General features: G+C 70.4%; 15 protein-coding genes. 9 read left to right on the top strand and 6 right to left on the bottom strand.

Features of this window, described 5'->3' with window-relative positions:
- Positions 1-836 (bottom strand): 3-keto-5-aminohexanoate cleavage protein (locus tag ABZT49_RS10950; protein WP_355286103.1); only part of this gene is annotated, 836 nt, incomplete at its 3' end.
- 109 nt (positions 837-945) lie between these two features.
- On the opposite strand from ABZT49_RS10950, the gene ABZT49_RS10945 reads away from it, so the two are divergent.
- Both ABZT49_RS10945 and ABZT49_RS10940 read left to right on the top strand, forming a co-directional pair.
- Positions 946-1,923 carry an acetamidase/formamidase family protein gene (locus ABZT49_RS10945; protein ID WP_355286102.1) on the top strand — a complete coding sequence of 326 codons (978 nt, stop codon included), beginning with the start codon at positions 946-948 and terminating at the stop codon, positions 1,921-1,923.
- A gap of 4 nt (positions 1,924-1,927) precedes the next feature.
- The gene (locus tag ABZT49_RS10940; protein WP_355286101.1) at positions 1,928-2,569 is read left to right on the top strand and encodes a flavin reductase family protein; all 642 of its coding nucleotides are present in this window, start codon (positions 1,928-1,930) and stop codon (positions 2,567-2,569) included.
- On the opposite strand, the gene ABZT49_RS10935 is transcribed toward ABZT49_RS10940, so the two are convergent.
- Positions 2,559-3,230 carry an RraA family protein gene (locus tag ABZT49_RS10935; protein ID WP_355286100.1) on the bottom strand — a complete coding sequence of 224 codons (672 nt, stop codon included), beginning with the start codon at positions 3,228-3,230 and terminating at the stop codon, positions 2,559-2,561. The genes ABZT49_RS10940 and ABZT49_RS10935 overlap by 11 nt on opposite strands.
- 158 nt (positions 3,231-3,388) lie before the next feature.
- On the opposite strand from ABZT49_RS10935, the gene ABZT49_RS10930 reads away from it, so the two are divergent.
- From ABZT49_RS10930 to ABZT49_RS10920, 3 genes are all read left to right on the top strand, one after another.
- Complete coding sequence (locus ABZT49_RS10930; RefSeq protein ID WP_355286099.1) at positions 3,389-4,207, top strand: SDR family NAD(P)-dependent oxidoreductase; 819 nt, start codon at positions 3,389-3,391, stop codon at positions 4,205-4,207.
- Entirely contained in the window at positions 4,204-4,986 is a 783-nt protein-coding gene (locus ABZT49_RS10925; RefSeq protein WP_355286098.1) for a fumarylacetoacetate hydrolase family protein, read from the top strand. Before ABZT49_RS10930 ends, ABZT49_RS10925 begins: the two co-directional genes overlap by 4 nt.
- 109 nt (positions 4,987-5,095) lie before the next feature.
- Positions 5,096-6,559, top strand: coding sequence for a CocE/NonD family hydrolase (locus ABZT49_RS10920; protein ID WP_355286097.1), 1,464 nt, complete (start codon positions 5,096-5,098; stop codon positions 6,557-6,559).
- A gap of 60 nt (positions 6,560-6,619) precedes the next feature.
- Here ABZT49_RS10920 and ABZT49_RS10915 read toward each other — a convergent pair whose 3' ends face one another.
- Together ABZT49_RS10915 and ABZT49_RS10910 are read right to left on the bottom strand one after the other, a co-directional pair.
- On the bottom strand, positions 6,620-9,001 hold the full coding sequence (locus ABZT49_RS10915) for a HAMP domain-containing methyl-accepting chemotaxis protein (RefSeq protein ID WP_355286096.1): 2,382 nt from the start codon (positions 8,999-9,001) through the stop codon (positions 6,620-6,622).
- 134 nt (positions 9,002-9,135) lie between these two features.
- Entirely contained in the window at positions 9,136-10,197 is a 1,062-nt protein-coding gene (locus ABZT49_RS10910) for an SDR family oxidoreductase (RefSeq protein WP_355286095.1), read from the bottom strand.
- A gap of 180 nt (positions 10,198-10,377) precedes the next feature.
- On the opposite strand from ABZT49_RS10910, the gene ABZT49_RS10905 reads away from it, so the two are divergent.
- From ABZT49_RS10905 to ABZT49_RS10895, 3 genes are all read left to right on the top strand, one after another.
- A complete protein-coding gene (locus tag ABZT49_RS10905) occupies positions 10,378-10,641 on the top strand; it encodes a hypothetical protein (protein WP_355286094.1) in 264 nt (87 codons plus the stop codon).
- Between the two features lie 123 nt (positions 10,642-10,764).
- Positions 10,765-11,316 carry a nucleotidyl transferase AbiEii/AbiGii toxin family protein gene (locus ABZT49_RS10900; protein WP_355286093.1) on the top strand — a complete coding sequence of 184 codons (552 nt, stop codon included), beginning with the start codon at positions 10,765-10,767 and terminating at the stop codon, positions 11,314-11,316.
- Between the two features lie 274 nt (positions 11,317-11,590).
- On the top strand, positions 11,591-13,441 hold the full coding sequence (locus ABZT49_RS10895) for a KUP/HAK/KT family potassium transporter (RefSeq protein WP_355286104.1): 1,851 nt from the start codon (positions 11,591-11,593) through the stop codon (positions 13,439-13,441).
- A gap of 319 nt (positions 13,442-13,760) precedes the next feature.
- Here the strand turns inward: ABZT49_RS10895 and ABZT49_RS10890 are convergent, their stop codons facing one another.
- Both ABZT49_RS10890 and ABZT49_RS10885 read right to left on the bottom strand, forming a co-directional pair.
- Positions 13,761-14,231: a VOC family protein gene (locus ABZT49_RS10890; RefSeq protein ID WP_355286092.1), complete on the bottom strand. Its 471-nt coding sequence runs from the start codon at positions 14,229-14,231 to the stop codon at positions 13,761-13,763.
- 2 nt (positions 14,232-14,233) lie between these two features.
- Complete coding sequence (locus tag ABZT49_RS10885; protein WP_355286091.1) at positions 14,234-14,683, bottom strand: VOC family protein; 450 nt, start codon at positions 14,681-14,683, stop codon at positions 14,234-14,236.
- Positions 14,684-14,818: 135 nt separating this feature from the next.
- On the opposite strand from ABZT49_RS10885, the gene ABZT49_RS10880 reads away from it, so the two are divergent.
- The gene (locus ABZT49_RS10880) at positions 14,819-16,168 is read left to right on the top strand and encodes an SAF domain-containing protein (protein WP_355286090.1); all 1,350 of its coding nucleotides are present in this window, start codon (positions 14,819-14,821) and stop codon (positions 16,166-16,168) included.
- The last annotated feature ends 253 nt before the right edge of the window (positions 16,169-16,421 follow it).

Genomic DNA, 16,421 nt, shown 5'->3' with positions numbered 1-16,421 from the left:
GCCCCCACCACTTGTCCCCCGGCCGCCTCGATCGCCCGCCGCGCCGCCTCAACCCAGGCCCGGTTGCTCTTCCCGCTCCCCCACGGCGCGTCCTCCAGCCCGACGCGGACGTGACCGCCGCGCGCCACCGCCGCCGGCACCAGCGGCAGGATGTCGACGCCGAGGCCGGCCACCATCCAGGGCGCGCCGGGCGCGCACTCGGCCAGCAGCGCCAGATGCGCGGCGAGGTAGGCCTCCCGCGGCGGGAAGCCCCAGGCGAACTCGTCGGAGAACATGAAGCGGTAGACCGGCACCGGCGGGCGCGGCTCCTGGGCGGCCAGGGCCGCGCCCAGCCGCGTGAAGCCCGGCTCGTAGATGGCGTAGCCCGGCCGGATCCGGTGGGTGCGGGCGATGCGCAGGCCCTCGCGGATGTCGGCCATCGGGTTCTGGTAGAGGAAGCCGCTCGCCTCGTCCGAGACCTCGTCGTAGCGCAGGAAGGTGGTCGAGCCGGGGTCGCACACCGCCCACTCGATCAGGCCGCGCCGGGCCAGCTCCTCGGTATGGGCGTAGCGCTTAGCCGCGCTCGCGGCGTAATCCGAGCCGGCGAGCGGGATCGTCGGGTAGACGATCACGTCGGCCTTCGCGCGGATGCCCTCGATGATGCGGGCATAGGTCTCCCAGGCGTCGTTCTGGCGCCCGGTCTCGGGATCGTAGGCGTGAACGTGGACGATCGCCGCCCCGGCCTCGGCGGCCGCGAGCCCGTCGGCCACCACCTCGTCGACCGTGATCGGGATGCCGGGCTGGCGCTCGCGCCCCCACGGCCCGTTCAGGGCCGCCTCGATCCAGATCTCCGCCATCGCGTACCTCCCGTTATTTTGACGGCATCATGCGCCGGGCGCGGGCCGCTGTCTCCCGTATCGGCTCGGCTCTTGCAGGACGTGAGGGGCTAACACCCCGGGAGGATCCATGCCGACGCACCACGAGATTCCCGCCACGCCCGCCACGATGGTGCTGGGCTACTTCGACGCCGCCCTGCCGCCGGTGCTGACGGTCGAATCCGGCGACACCGTCACGCTGCACTCCCATCCGGCCGGCGGGCGGGCCTCGCTCCATCCCGATCCCGCCCGCCACCCGGCCGATTACCTCGCCGCCCTCGACGCGCTCTCGCCGGGTCTCGGCCCGCACTTCGTTACCGGGCCGGTCCATGTCCGCGGCGCGGTGCCGGGCGACGTGCTGCAGGTCGACATCCTCGACCTCAAGTTCCGGATGGATTGGGGGTTCGTGGCGATCCTGCCGCTCCTCGGCACCCTGCCGGACGAGTTTACGGATTACGAGACCATCCACCCGGACATCGATGCGGAGCGCGGCGTCGCCGTGCTGCCCTGGGGCACGGAGCTGCCGCTCGACCCGTTCTTCGGCATCCTCGCCACCTCGCCGCCGCCGGCCTGGGGCAAGGTCACCTCGCCGGTGCCGCGCCGCTTCGGCGGCAACATGGACAACAAGGAGCTGAAAGCCGGCACCACCCTCTACCTGCCGGTCCTCGCCGAGGGCGCGGGCTTCTATGCCGGCGACGGCCACGGCGTGCAGGGCGACGGCGAGGTCTGCATCACCGCGCTCGAGACCGGGCTGACCGGCACGTTCCGGCTGACATTGCGCAAGGATCTCGCCCATGACGGGCCCTTCGACTGGCCCTTCGCCGAGACCCCGACCGACCTGATGTCCATCGGCCTGCACGAGAGCCTCGACGAGGCGATGCGCCAGGCGGTGCGCGAAATGATCCGCCACGTCTGCGCCCGCACGGCACTCACCCGCAACCAGGCCTACATGCTGTGCTCGCTCGCCGGGAACCTGCGCATCACCCAGACGGTGGACGGCAACAAGGGCGTGCACATGCTGCTGCCGAAAAGCGCCTTGCCGAACGGCGCGAATCCCGGGACGCTATGAGCGCATGGACCTCCGCTTTGACGACCTCCCGCCCCGCGACCGCTACCGCCTGCTCACCGCGCTGGTGACACCGCGGCCGATCGCCCTCGTGACCACGCGCTCGGCGGCCGGCACCGACAACGCGGCGCCGATCAGCTTCTTTCAGGTGCTCGCCGAGGAGCCGCCGATCGTCGCCTTGAGCTTCAACCTGCGCTCCGACGGCACCCTGAAGGACACCCCCCGCAACATCGCCGAGACGGGCGAGTTCGTGGTCAACCTCGTCGACGAGGCGATGGTCCCGGCGATGAACATCTGCGGCGCCGAGTTCCCGCACGGCGAGAGCGAGATCCCGGCGGCGGGGCTGACGCTTCGGCCCTGCACCGGGGTCGGGCCCGGGCGGATCGCCGAGGCGCCGGCGAGCCTCGGCTGCCGCACCCACACGGTGATCGATCTCTCGCCCGAGCGCCGGATCGTGCTCGGGCAGGTGGTGTCGCTGCACGCCCGCGACGATCTCTTCACCCCGGACGGGCGCCATCTGCGCGACGGTGCCTTCCTGCCGGTCGCCCGGCTCTACGGCGACCTCTACGCCCGCACCGGGGACCGCTTCGCGGTGCCCCGGGTCACGCCGGAGGAGGCCAAGGAGCGGGGGGCTCGCCTCAGCCCCTGACCGCGTCCGGCACCCCGAACACCGCGAGGGTGGTCTCCCCGGCCGAGAGCCGCTTCTCCCAGCCGATCTCGGCGCGCGCCCGCTCCTCGGCCCTGGCGATCAGGTCTTCCGCCGCCTCGCGCGGGATCACCACGACGCCGTCGTCGTCGCCGAGGATCAGGTCGCGCGGGCGCACTGGGGCGCCGCCGATGGTGACCGGCGCATCGACCGTGCCGCCGTCCTTCGAGGCCGGGCCGCGCGCCGTGACGTGGCGGGTGAACACCGCAAAGTCGCTCCAGCCGCCGAGGATGCCGGTGTCGCGCACCGCCCCGTCGGCGACGAGCCCGACGATGCCCTTGCGCCGCGCGGCCGTCGAGAGCAGGTCGCCGATCATCGCGACGTCGCTGCGCCCGCCGGCATCGATCACCACCACGTCGCCGGCCTCGGCCACCGCGATCGCGTGGTGCACGGCGCCGTAATCCTTCGGGTCGCAGGACGCGGTGACGGCGCTGCCCAGCAGGCTCGGACCGCCGGCGATGCGCCGCAGCGGCCGGATCGCCGGATCGACCTGGGTGCGGCCCTCCAGCAGATCGACCACCACCGCCACCGGCACGGCGGCGAACCGCTTGATCAGGTCGGCGGGCAGGCGGGGCGGGGTCTCGGCGATGATGCGGGTCGGCATGGCGTCTCCTCTCGCGGCCGTCTTCGCTTTGCGGCCGGTCTCCGATCTCTATAGGCTGCCGGGCAGCGCGCCGACAGGCGCGGAACAAGCAAGAAGCCAACGCGCCGACAGGCGCGAGGACAACATGGCCCCCTCAGGGAGCCGTAAGGGAGGACGACATGGCGGAGGGCGGGAGCGCCCCGGGCTCGCGACGGCTCGAGGGCAAGGTGGCTCTGCTGTTCGGCGCCGGCTCGGCGGGGCCGGGCTGGGGCAACGGCAAGGCCGCGGCGGTGACCTTCGCGCGCCACGGCGCCCGGGTGGTCTGCGTCGACGTGCGCCGCGAGGCGGCCGAAGAAACCGCCGAGATCATCCGGCGCGAGGACGGCGCCGCCACGGCCGCGTCTTGCGACGCCACCGACTCGGCGGCGGTCGCGGCCCTCGTCGCCGAGGTGATGGCGGCGCAAGGGCGCATCGACGTGCTGCACAACAATGTCGGCTACGCGCAGATGGGCGGCCCGGTCGAATTGAGCGAGGCCGACTGGCATCGCACCCTCGACCTCAACCTGACCACTTGCTTCCTCACCTGCAAGCACGTGCTGCCGCACATGCTGGCGCAGAGCGCGGGCAGCATCGTCAACATCTCGTCGGCGGCGGCGATCCGCTACACCGGCTACCCGTACGCGGCGTACTATGCCGCGAAGGCCGCGGTGAACAACTTCACGCTCGGATTGGCGCTGCAATACGCGAAGGACGGGATCCGGGTGAACGCGATCATGCCCGGGCTGATGAACACGCCGCTGATCCACCAGCAGATCTCCGGCCAGTACCAGGATCCGGAGGCGATGGTGCGCGCCCGCGACGCCGCCTGCCCGATGGGCCGGATGGGCACCGCCTGGGACGTCGCCAACGCGGCGCTCTTCCTGGCCTCCGACGAGGCCGCCTACATCACCGGCGTGGCGCTCCCCGTCGATGGCGGCCTGACCGGGAGGGTGGCGTGACGCTTCAAGCGACGTCCGACCTGCTCTGGCGCCACTGGCGCGAGGGCCGGTTGCTTGATGCGATCCCGCCGGACCTCGCGCCGGCCGATCGCGGGGAGGCGTACCGGATCCAGGCGCTCCTGGAGCCGCGCAGCGCTGAACCCCTCTACGGCTGGAAGATCGCCGCGACGAGCCTCGCCGGCCAGCGCCATATCGGCGCCGACGGGCCGCTCGCCGGGCGGCTCCTCGCCGAGCAGGTCCTGAGCGCGGACGCGGTGGTGCCGCTCACCGGCAACCAGATGCGGGTGGCCGAGCCCGAGGTGGCCTTCCGGATGGGATCCGACCTGCCGCCCAGGCCGGAGCCCTACACCGTCGACGAGGTGATGGCGGCGGTGGCCGGCGCCCATCCGGCGATCGAGTTCCCGGATTCGCGGCTCGCGGCCTTCGAGAGGGCAGGGGAGGCGGCCTTGATCGCCGACAATGCCTGCGCCCACCTCTTCGTCCTCGGCCCACCTGCGCCCGAGGGCTGGCAGACCCTCGACCTCGCCGCCATGCCGACGCGGATTGCTGCCGAGGGGCGGGCGGCGCCCCATGAGGGCCGCGGCGGCAACGCCCTCGACGACCCGCGCCTCGCGCTGACCTGGCTCGCCAACGCCTTGTCGGGGCAGGGCATCACCCTGCGCGCCGGGCAGGTCGTCACCACCGGCACCACCGCGGTGCCGTTGCCGATCGAGCCGGGGGACGTGGTGCGGGCGGAATTGGGAGAGTTGGGGGTGCTGACGGTGCGGGTCGGGACGTAGCCGCTGGAGTCCAGGTTGCAACCTTGGATCGATGGCACTCGGCGGATCTTGCGGTAGACGGGTGCGGCCGTCCCGCGACGTGGGACGCGCCCGCGCGAAAGTCCGCCCCATGCTGCTGCGTCTCGCCCTCTGCGCCGCCCTCGCGATCGCCGGTGCCGGGACATGGCCGGAACCGACATGGGCTGCGGGCCCGGTGAAGGCAGCTGAACCGCGCGAAGCCGACGGGACGCGGCCCGCGGCGCCGGTCCGGCGGCGCGATCTGATGCTCCCCGGCGATCCGGCCCGGCCGGTCGAGTTGGACGTCATCCTGACGATCCCGCCCGGCCCCGGCCCGTTTCCCCTCGTCGTCATGAACCACGGCTCCGCCGATGCCTCGGCCCGCCTCGGCATGCGGGACGGGGTCGACACCGTGGCGACCTACTACTTCCTGTCGCGCGGCTACGCCGTGGCGACACCGCTGATGCGCGGCTACGGCCGGTCCGGCGGCAAGGCGATGGGCGCGGGTTGCGCGCCCGGCGCGCTCGCCGCGCACGGGGCCGAGAACGCCGCCGACATCCTGACCGTCCTCGACGCCCTCGCCCGCGATCCGGCGCTCGACACGCGCCGCACCGTCGTGGCGGGGGCGAGCTTCGGCGGCTTCAACGCCCTCGCCACCGGCGCCCGTGGAGACCCGCGCATCCGGGCCGTGGTCAATTTTCACGGCGGCCTCGCATCGTCGAATTGCCGGACCTGGGAACCGCTGCTGATCGAGGCCATGCGCAGCTTCGGCGCGCGCAGCCGCGCGCCCTCGCTCTGGATCTACGGCGACAACGACCGCTATTTCTCCGCGGCGACCTGGCGGGCGATGCGGGCGGCCTACGCGGCCGGGGGGGCGCCGTCCGAGGTCGTCGCGTATGGCCGCTTCCAGGACGATTCGCACAAACTGCTCACCTCTCCCGACGGCCTGCGGCTCTACGCGCCACGCCTCGACGCGTTCCTGGCCGGGCTCGGCCTGCCGGCCGCCGTGACGCATCCGGAATACATGCCGATGGCTCCGCCGCCGCCCAGCGGCTACGCGGCGATCGACGACGTCGAGGCCGTCCCGCACCTGCCGGTCGCGAACCGCGACGCCTACCGGGAGTTCCTGAAGCGACCCTATCCCCGCGTCTTCGTGATCGCACCGGGGCGGTTCGCGACCGAGAGCTCCGGTGGATTCGATCCCCTGGCGCAGATCCTGGATCAGTGCCGCGCGCAGAACGAGGACTGCAAGGTCTACGCGGTGAACGGCGACGTGGTCTGGACCCGCCCCTCGCCGGTGCCGCCGCCGAGCGGGTTCGCGACGATCGACGATGTCGCCGCCGTGCCTCACCTCGACGAGGCCGGCCGCGCCGGGTACCGCCGGTTCCTGGCCATGCGCCGTCCCCGCGCCTTCGTGCTCGCGCCGAACGGGTCCTGGGGCTCCGCCAATTCCGGAATCGATCCGCTCCCGGCGCTCCTCGCCGAGTGCCGCGCCAAGGATCCGGCCTGCCGCCCCTACGCCGTTGACGGCGACGTCGTCTGGACGGCGCCGAAGGCGGGCGGGCCCCCACAATGAGAAAGGGGGATGCAGGCGCAGCCTGCATCCCCCCGTTCCATCCAGTCTGAAGGCCCGGCCTCAGGCCGCCTTCACCCCCTTCAAGAACTCCGCCACCTCGCGCTCCAGCTCGCCGGCATAGCGCCCGAGCCGGTCCGCCGCGCCGAGCACCTCGGCCGCGGCGGCTCCCGTGCTGCCGGCCTCGCGCTGCACCGCCACGATGCCGGTCGTCACGGCCTGCGTGCCTTGCGCCGCGTGCTGGACGTTGCGGGCGATCTCCTGGGTCGCCGAGCCCTGCTGGTCGACGGCGCCGGCGACGCCCTCGGCGATCTCCGACATCCGCTCGATCACCCCGGAGATGTCCCGGATCGCCTGCACGACGCCGCCGGTGGTCTCCTGGATGTGGCCGATCTGCTGGGCGATCTCGGCGGTGGCGCGGCTGGTCTGGCTCGCCAGGTCCTTGACCTCGGCGGCGACCACCGCGAAGCCGCGGCCCGCCTCGCCGGCCCGGGCCGCCTCGATCGTGGCGTTGAGGGCGAGCAGGTTGGTCTGGGAGGCGATCGAGGAGATCAGCGCCACGATGTCGCCGATCTGGTCGGCGGACTTCACCAGGCGCTGCACCGTCTCGTCGGTGCGGCGCGCCTGGTCGACCGCGTCGCGGGCGATGTCCGAGGATTGCGCCACCTGGGCGGCGATGCCGCCGATCGACACAGAGAGCTCCTCGCTCGCCGCCGCCACCATCTGGACGTTGGCGAGTGTCTGCTCGGCGGCGCCCGCCACCTCGACCGAGCGGCCGTTGGTGGTCTCGGCAGCCTGGGTCATGGCCCGCGCCGTCGCCTCCATGCCGGTGGCGGCCTCACCCAGGGTCTCGGTCATCGCCACCACGTTGGCCTCGAAGGAGCGGGTGACGGCGTCGAGGCGCTCGGCCCGCTCGGCCTTGGCGGCGGCCTCGGCGGCCGCCGTCCGGTCGGCCTCGTCCTTGGCGATGAGCGCCTCGCGGAACACCCGCACGGTGCCGGCCATCGCGCCGATCTCGTCGCGGCGGCCTTGCGCCGGCACCTGCGTACCGAGGTCGCCGCCGGCCAGCGCCCGCATGGCGCCCGACAGCTGGTCGATCGGCCGGGTGATGCCGCGCCCGATCAGGAGGGCGAGCGCCGCCCCGATGGCGCAGGCGAGGCCGACGCCGCCGGCGAGCAGCCACAGAGCCCGGTCGCGCTCGGCAGCGAGCTGGGCGAGCTCGCTCGCACCGATGCCCTGCGCCGCCGAGACCAGCTCGGCCGCGCGCCGGTCGAGATCGGCGAAGATTTTTGCTTGCGCCTCGTTGGCCTTGACGATTTCCGGGATGCTGTCCTTGAACGCCCGCACCTTGGCGCCGAGGTCGCGCAGGACCGCCTGGGCGGCGGTGTCGATGTCGCCGTACTGGATCGTCTCGGCCTGGTCGATCAGCGCGGCGGCGGTCTCGTCGAGGGCCTTGGCGGCCTCGGCGTCGCGGGCGAGGATCAGGCGCTGCTCCAGTCGCTCGGCCTCCTTGGCGGCCGTGATCGCCTTGCCGCTGGCGACGAGCAGGCTCGTGCCGGAGGCAACCTTGTCCTGCTGCTGGCGCAGGGTCACCTGGGCGGCGGTCTGGGCGTTGTTCTGCGCCTGCTCGATCTGGCGCAGGCCGACGATCAGACCGCCGAACAGCGGCGCGAGCTCCTCCGACCGCTCCGCCTTGCCCCCCGGCCCCATCGGGTCGTCGAGCTTGGCGTGATACGCGTCGAGGGCCTTCAGCGCCGGCTCGACGGCGTCTGTCGAGGTCATGGCGCCGAGGCGGCGGAGCAGCACCGCGACCGAGTTCACCTTCGACTGGATCTCGAGCTTCCCGTCATCGCCGTCGCCCGCGAGGTAGCCGACCTGCAGCACCTGCATCTCGAGCGCCGAGCGGATCGCGAAGGCGACCACGACCCCGGTGCTGGTGGCGCTCTTCTGGTCGGCCAGCGCGCGCTCCAGGGCCTTGCCGGCCTCCGCAAGCTGGGCCTCCTGCGCCGTGCCGATGCCGGCGACGGTCGTTTGCAGTTCGGTGATCAGGGCGGCGTGGCGGTCCTGGAGCGAGCTCTTCTCGCTCTTCTGCGCGCCAAAAGCCTTCACGGCGGCCTCGAACCCGTCGAGGGCGCTGCCGATCCCGGCGGCGGCGGCCGCCGCCGTCGGGTCGTCCGCGAGGCGGCCCGAGAAGGCGCCGACGCTCGTCCGCACCCGGCCGATCGCCGCCTTGAGCGCGTCGTCCCGGCGCGCATCGTCGCTCTTGAGGGCGCGGTCGGTGGCGAGCGCGAGTTCCCCGATCTCGCCGGCCAGGAGCTGCGCCGCGTTGGCCGTGTCGACCCGCCGGGCGAAGCCCGTCAGGCTGTGCCAGCCGATCGCCGCAACCGCGACCGTCAGCAGGAGGATGAGGCCGAACCCCCCGAATACGCGCGCCCTGATGGACATTCTCTCGTGTCTCCTTGTCAGAGCCACGGTACCGAGAGGTTCTGAAGCAATTCCTACTATATTTCCACAACCTATGGTTGATACAACGTATTCTGCTGCTGACGGCCCGGCGCCGGGGGGGGCGCCGGACCCTGTCAGGGAATCAGCCGGTCGGCGCGCAGGCGCCCGAACAGGTCGAAGAAGGCGTCGTCGGTGGGCTGGTAGTCGAGGAAGCCGAGGCGGCGGCTCTTGCTCATGTCGGTGACGACCTCGATCGGCCGGCCGAGATCGGCATCGGTGTGCCAAGGCGAGGCGAGACGGTCGAGGTCCGGCTCGGCGAGGCCATGCTTCCTGGCGATCTCGGCCCAGAGGGGGGCGTCGCCGGCCATCTGCTGCTCCAGCGGCTGCACATTGCCGTCGAAGGGCGCCGGCTCGATCCCGAACCAGGCGGCGATGCGGCCCCACATCCAACTCCAGCGGAAGACGTCGCCGTTCACCACGTTGAAATCCTGGTTCTCGGCCTGGGGCGCGGTCGAGGCCCAGAGCAATTGGCGGGCGAGGAGCCGCGCGTCGGTCATGTCGGTGAGCCCGTTCCACTGCATGGCCGAGCCGGGGAAGCGGAACGGCCGGCCGGTCTCGCGGCAGAGCGTGGCGTAGACCGCGAGCGTGGTGCCCATGTTCATCGCGTTGCCGACCGCCTTGCCGATGATCGTGTGCGGGCGGTGCACGCTCCACGAGAAGCCGTCGCGCTTGGCCGCGGCGAAGACCTCGTCTTCCTGCGCGTAGTAGAAGTTCTCGACCGGCAGCCGGCCCTGCTCCTCGCGGAACGGGGTCTGGGGCACCGCGCCCTTCCCGTAGGCCTCGAACGGGCCGAGATAGTGCTTCAACCCCGTCACCAGGGCGACGTGGCGCACGCTGCCGGCCGGTTGCAGGGCGTCGAGGAGGTTCTTCACCATCGCGCCGTTGACCCGGATCATCTCGGCCTCGGTCGGCCGGCGCATCCAGGTCGAGAGCACCACCCGGGTCGGCCGGTGCGGCGCGAGGGCCTGTTTCAGGCTGTCGGGGTCCTGGAGGTCGGCCGCGACCGGCACCACGCCATCCTGAGCCGGCGGATTGCGGGCGAGCCCGAGCACGCGCCAGCCGGCCTCCCCCATCACCGCCGCCGCGGCGCTGCCGACGATCCCGCTCGCGCCGACGATCAGCACGGTCTCCGTCATGTCCGGTTCCTCTGTTCGTTCCTGGTCGGCGGGACAACGTTCGTGGGGCGGGTGGGTCCCGCGGGAAATTCCGCGTTGCAATGTCTTCCGGTGCCGGACCGGCCGCAGGTCCGCGCTTGTCCAAGAGATCGGGAGCGACTAATTCACTGATGCGTGTGTTCGGCTGCCTGAGGGGCTGTCATGGCCGGTGTGGCGACGAAGGTGCTCTCGACGGTGAACGCTCCCTATGGGGCGAACCTGTCGGCACGACAGCTCGCCGCCAAGATCGTGGATCCGGCCAGCGTCAGTGCCGATGATGCCTCGGTCTTCGCGTTCTTGTCGGACGTAAGCGAGGATCTGCAGAGGCAGTTCATCGGGGTGATGGGTCTTGATGCCGCTCAGGTGCGGGCCATCGCGACCCGGTTCGCGGAAAAAGCCGGTTATCCCTTGCCTCTGGCGGCGTGAGGTCGTGCCTGCGCCGCGTCATAGCCAATGGTCGCGCCTGTTTGCTTTGGCGCTGAGCATCATCGAGCAGGCCAAAGGAGCAACCTACGACTTCGATTGGACATTCGGAGGTGGACGGCCCTGATGTTGCAGATCGATCATCGCGAAAGTCATGATATCGATCTATTTCTTGACGATCCACAATTGCTGCCATTCCTGAATCCGACGACACAAAATTACCAGATTGATAAATTCCCTGATGAATATCAAACCGATGGCAGTCATGTCATAAAGATGTTTTTCGAAAATATTGGCGAAATCGATTTTATCTGTTGTGGATCTCTGACCGAGAATCCGGCATACATATCTGAGGTTGACGGTCGGCAGGTCAGCCTTGAAACTCCTGCAGAGATCATTGCTAAAAAGATCCATTACCGTGGGTCGCGGCTTCAGCCTCGCGACATGTTCGATATCGCGGCTGTCGTCCAAGCTTGCGGCCAGGATCAGGTGGTTGGTGCATTGCGAGCATGCGGAATGGATCGATGCGTCGACGCGCTGGCTGTCGCCGATGCGATGAGTCCGACGTTCGCGTCCAATCTTATGCGCCAGCTTCTCGTCAGGGAGCATAACAGGCATTTGCTGGCCGAAGCCCAATCAATGACCCGAGCCGTCCTGCGCGTCGCCCTCGGTCTATGATCGCACCGCGCTTCTCGATGCTGTCGACCGTGCGGCAGTAGTACCGCCAGGGCATAGCTTCTTCGCCCTAGGCCATGACCGGACGGAGCCCGACGCCGAACTCCGCGTTCCTTGACGCGGCAGCGGGGCCTTGAGCGCCCGGGCATGCCGGCGGAGGCGACCCGTGGGCCAGCTCATCGGCACGGAGGACGAGACCTCGTCGAACGCGGCGTCGGCCGAGAAAGCGCCTGCCAAGACGACGCCGACCCATGAGACGCGGCGGCTGAAGCCCGCCCTGCTGCTCGGCGCCCTCGGGGTCGTCTACGGCGATATCGGCACGAGCCCGCTCTACGCCTTCAAGGAGGCGGTGCGGGCGGCCGGCCACGGCCAGGCCGAACCGGCCGCGGTGATCGGCGCGGTGTCGCTGATCCTGTGGGCGCTCATCGTCGTGGTCTCGCTCAAATACGCGGTGCTGATCCTGCGCGCCGACAACCACGGCGAGGGCGGCATCGTGGCGATGCTGGCCCTGCTCGGCGCCCGCCACGCCGAGCCGCGCAGCTGGGCCGGCCTCCTCCTCATCGTCGGCCTCGTCGGCGCCGCGCTCCTCTACGGCGACGGGGCGATCACCCCGGCGATCTCGGTGCTCAGCGCCGTCGAGGGCCTGAAGGTCGAGGCGCCCAGCCTCGCCCGCGCGGTACTGCCGATCACCCTCGTCATCCTGGTCGGGCTGTTCCTGATCCAGAGCAAGGGCGCGGCCTTCATCGGGCGGATCTTCGGACCGGTGATGCTGGTCTGGTTCTGCGTCCTGGCGCTGCTGGGCTTAGGGGGCATCTTCCAGTCGCCGCAGATCCTGTCCGCCCTCAACCCGCTGAAGGCGGTCGACTTCCTCACCCATGCCGGCTTTGGCGTCAGCTTCGCGATGCTCGGCGCCGCCTTCCTGGCGGTGACCGGCGGCGAGGCGATGTACGCCGATCTCGGCCATTTCGGCGCCCGGCCGATCCGGCTCGCCTGGTTCGCCCTGGTGTTGCCGGCGCTGATCATCAACTATTTCGGGCAGGGCGCGGTGCTGCTCGCCGAGCCCGATGCGATCGAGAACCCGTTCTACCGCCTCAGCCCCGACTGGGCGCATTATCCCCTGATCGGGCTCGCCACCCTCGCCACCGTCATCGCCTCGCAGGCGATCATCTCCGGCGTGTTCTCGCTGACCCAGCAGGCGGTCCAGCTCGGCTTCCTGCCCTATATCCGCATCATCCACACCGCGCGCGACGAGCGCGGCCAGATCTACGTGCCGATCGTCAACTGGCTGCTCGCCGCCGCGACCTTGAGCGCCGTCCTGATCTTCGAGACCTCGGACGCGCTCGCCGGCGCCTACGGCATCGCGGTCTCGCTGCTGATGGCGATCACGACGCTGCTCGCCGGGCTGATCGCCCGGCGCTGGGGCTACAACCTGATCCTCGTCCTCGCGGTCAACGGCCTGTTCCTGGTCATCGACCTCGTGTTCCTGTCTGCCAACAGCGTGAAGGTGTTCGAGGGCGGCTGGTACCCCCTGGTCCTTACCGCCATCGTCGCCACGACGATGCTGACCTGGCTCCAGGGCACCCGGCTGATCGAGGCCTACCGGGTCGGTGCCCGCCAGGACGAGGCCGTGTTCCTGGCCTCCTTGCGCGACGACCCGCCGATCCGCCTGCCCGGCGCGGCGGCGTTCCTGTCGGCGGCCACCAAGGGCATCCCGCTCCATATGACCCGTTTCCTGGAGCGCAGCCACGCCCTGCCGGAGCGCTGCACCATCGTCACCGCCCTCTACGAGGAACTGCCGGTGGTGCCGGCCTCCGAGCGCGCCGAGGTGACGCAAATCGCCCCCGACCTCTACCGGGTAACCCTGCGCTACGGCTTCATGGAGGAGGCCTCGATTCCCGAGGGCCTGGCCTGCGCGGTGGCGCATCGCGGCCTGCCGGCGGATTTCGTCGAGGACGTCACGGTCTTCGTCGGCCACGAGACTGTCATCCCCAAGCGCAACCGCCGGGGCATGGCGACGTGGCGCGAGACCCTGTTCGCCTTCATGATGCGCAACGGCGAGCGCACCGGCGCCTTCTTCTGCGTGCCGACCCGGCAGGTGGTGGAGGTGGGGACTGAGATCGAGATCTGAGGGACTTTCGGTCGGTGTCGCTTCGTCTCTCGCGGCAGATCTGAAAGCCTGTTTGATGTGCGAGGATAGCACCACAAAGAAATTTTCTGCCCCATTCGCGACCTCATCCTGAGGTGCGACTGAAGGAGGCCTCCAGAGATCTCGGTGGGATCTGGAGGCCTCCTTCGAGGTCAGTCGATTTTCAATCGACTAACACCTCAGGATGAGGTTATGGGTGGGATGAATGGGCGTTGATTGGTCGAACAGGCTCTGATACCCGCCGAGTCATTCCAGGATCGTGCAGCGGAGCCGGGAATGACTCCGTGGGTTGTGAACGGCGTCAGCCCGGTCGTTGAGAAATCCCGTGCGTCTCTGCCGGCATCACTGGCCGCTCCCCCAGCTTCGCTCCGAGCCGCAGCAGGTAACCGTCCGGATCCTGCACCAGGAACTGGCGCTGCCCGACCTCGATGGTGCCGGCGCGGTACCACGCATCCTCGACCGCCATGAACAGCGGCCACCCGGCCGCCTCCAGCCGGTCCAGGACCGGCTCCACCGCTGCGACCTCGATCTGGAAATTGATGCCGCGGCCGAAAGGCCGTTCCATCGGGCCGGTCCGCCAGCGTCTGTCGGACGGATTATACTGGTCCAGCATCACCTGCGAGCCGTCGAGGTCGAGATAGGCGAAGTTGTTCTCCGGCCGGTCATAGGCGATCCGGAAACCGATCAGATCGACCCAGAACCGCAGGCTTGCCGCAAGGTCGGTGACCACGAGTTCCGGAACCAGCGTCGCGCGCGTCAGCGTGATCGTCATGCTCAGCCCTGCCCGATTTGGCCTCGGGCCACCGGCCGCCGCCCCAGGCTCGCGGCGGGGCGCAGCAGGTAGCCGTCCGGATCCTGCACCAGGAACTGGCGCTGCCCGACCTCGACATCGCCGGCCCGGTACCACTTGTCCTCGACCGCCATGTAGAGCGGCCATCCCGCCTGCTCCAGCCGGCTCAGGATCGGCTCCACCGCCGGTACGCCGATCTCGACGTTGATGCCCCGGCCGAGCGGCACCTCCAGCGGGCCGGTGAGCCACTGCCGCGAGGCGGGGTTGCGCGCCTCCAGCATCACCTGCGCCCCGTCGAGATCGAGATAGGCGAAGCCGTCCTCGGGCCGGTCGTAGGCGACCCGGAAGCCGATCAGGTCGACCCAGAAATGCAGGCTGGCCGCGAGATCGGTGATCAGGAGTTCCGGGGTCAGCCGCGCGAACGTGAATGTCATGCCTCTCCCCCCATCCCGGCCCGCACCCGGCGCCGGTTGACCTGACGTTGCCGATCCCCGACGGTTCCCGCAACGGCGCCTGCTGAGCGCCGAGCGATCGGTCAGGCGGCCTTAAAGGCCGCCCAGGGAGGGGACATGAGCCTGTACCACAAGCTCGCCGCGCGGGCGGAGGCCGGTCATCCGGTGCGGATCGGGGTGATCGGGGCCGGCAAGTTCGGCTCGATGTTCCTGTCGCAGGCGCCGCGCACGCCGGGCCTGCACGTCGTCGGCATCGCCGATCTCGACCCGCAGCGGGCGAAGGCGGCGCTCGCCCGGGTCGGCTGGCCGGCGGAGCGCTCGGACGCCAGAAGCGTCGCCGAGGCGATGCGAGACGGCACCACCTTCCTCACCGACGATGCCGAGGGCCTGATCGCGGCCGACGGGATCGAGGTGATCGTCGAGGCGACCGGCCATCCGGGCGCCGGCATCCGCCACGCGCTCGCCTGCTGCCGGCACCGGCGCCACATCGTGATGGTCAATGTCGAGGCCGACGCGCTCGCAGGGCCCCTGATCGCCCGTCGGGCGGCGGAGGCCGGCATCGTCTATTCCTTCGCCTACGGCGACCAGCCGGCGCTGATCGCCGAGATCGTCGACTGGGCCCGCACGGCAGGCTTCCGGGTGGTCTGCGCCGGCAAGGGCACGAAGTACCTGCCGGTCTACCACGCCTCGACCCCCGACACGGTCTGGGGCCATTACGGCTTCTCGGAGGAGCAGGTCGCCGGCGGCGACTTCAACCCGCAGATGTTCAACTCCTTCCTCGACGGCACCAAATCGGCGCTGGAGATGGCGGCGGTGGCCAATGCCTGCGACCTGACCCCGCCGCCCACCGGCCTCGCCTTCCCGGCTTGCGGCGTCGACGACCTGCCGACCCTGCTGCGTCCGGAATCCGCCGGCGGCATCCTGCCGGTCGACGGCACGGTCGAGGTGGTGTCGTCGCTCGAACGCGACGGCCGCCCGGTGTTTCGCGACCTGCGCTGGGGCGTCTACGCCACCTTCGAGGCGCCCTCCGACTACGTCCGCAAGTGCTTCTCGGAGTACGGCCTGAAGACCGACCCGAGCGGGCGCTACAGCGCCATGTACAAGCCCTACCACCTGATCGGGCTCGAACTCGGGCTCTCGGTCGCCAGCATCGCCGTGCGGGGCGAACCCACCGGCACGACACAAGGCTTCTCCGGCGACGTGGTGGCGACGGCCAAGCGCGACCTGAAGGCCGGCGAGCGCCTGGACGGGGAGGGGGGCTACACCGTCTACGGCAAGCTGATGCCGGCAGCCGATTCGCTGAAGGCCGGCGGCCTGCCGATCGGGCTTGCCCACGGTCTCACCCTCACCCGCCCGGTCGCCGCCGGCCGGCCGGTGGCGTGGGACGACGTCGCGTTCTCGGCCGACGACCCGGCGATCCGGTTCCGGCGCGAGATGGAGGCGGTGTTTCGGGGCGAGGCGGGGTGAAGTGCCGCTCCTGACCCCTCCCCCCTCTGCGGGGGAGGGTGCCCGGCGGAGCCGGACGGGAGAGGGGCAGCGCGACGTTGAAGGACGTGGCGCACGTCATCATGGTCGCGACCTCTCCGGAAGCGGCGTCCCCTCTCCCGCCCCGCATTCGCGGGGCACCCTCCCCCGCAGAGGCAGGGCTATCGCACATGAGTAAAGAGATTGAAGAGGGCATCCTTGCTCCAGGACGCTCTCTTCATCTTTTTGCGGATTG

Source organism: Methylobacterium sp. EM32 (assembly GCF_040593685.1).
GTDB lineage: Bacteria > Pseudomonadota > Alphaproteobacteria > Rhizobiales > Beijerinckiaceae > Methylobacterium.
The sequence above is the reverse complement of the archived record's forward strand: the minus strand, read 5'-3'. Positions and strand labels throughout refer to the sequence as shown.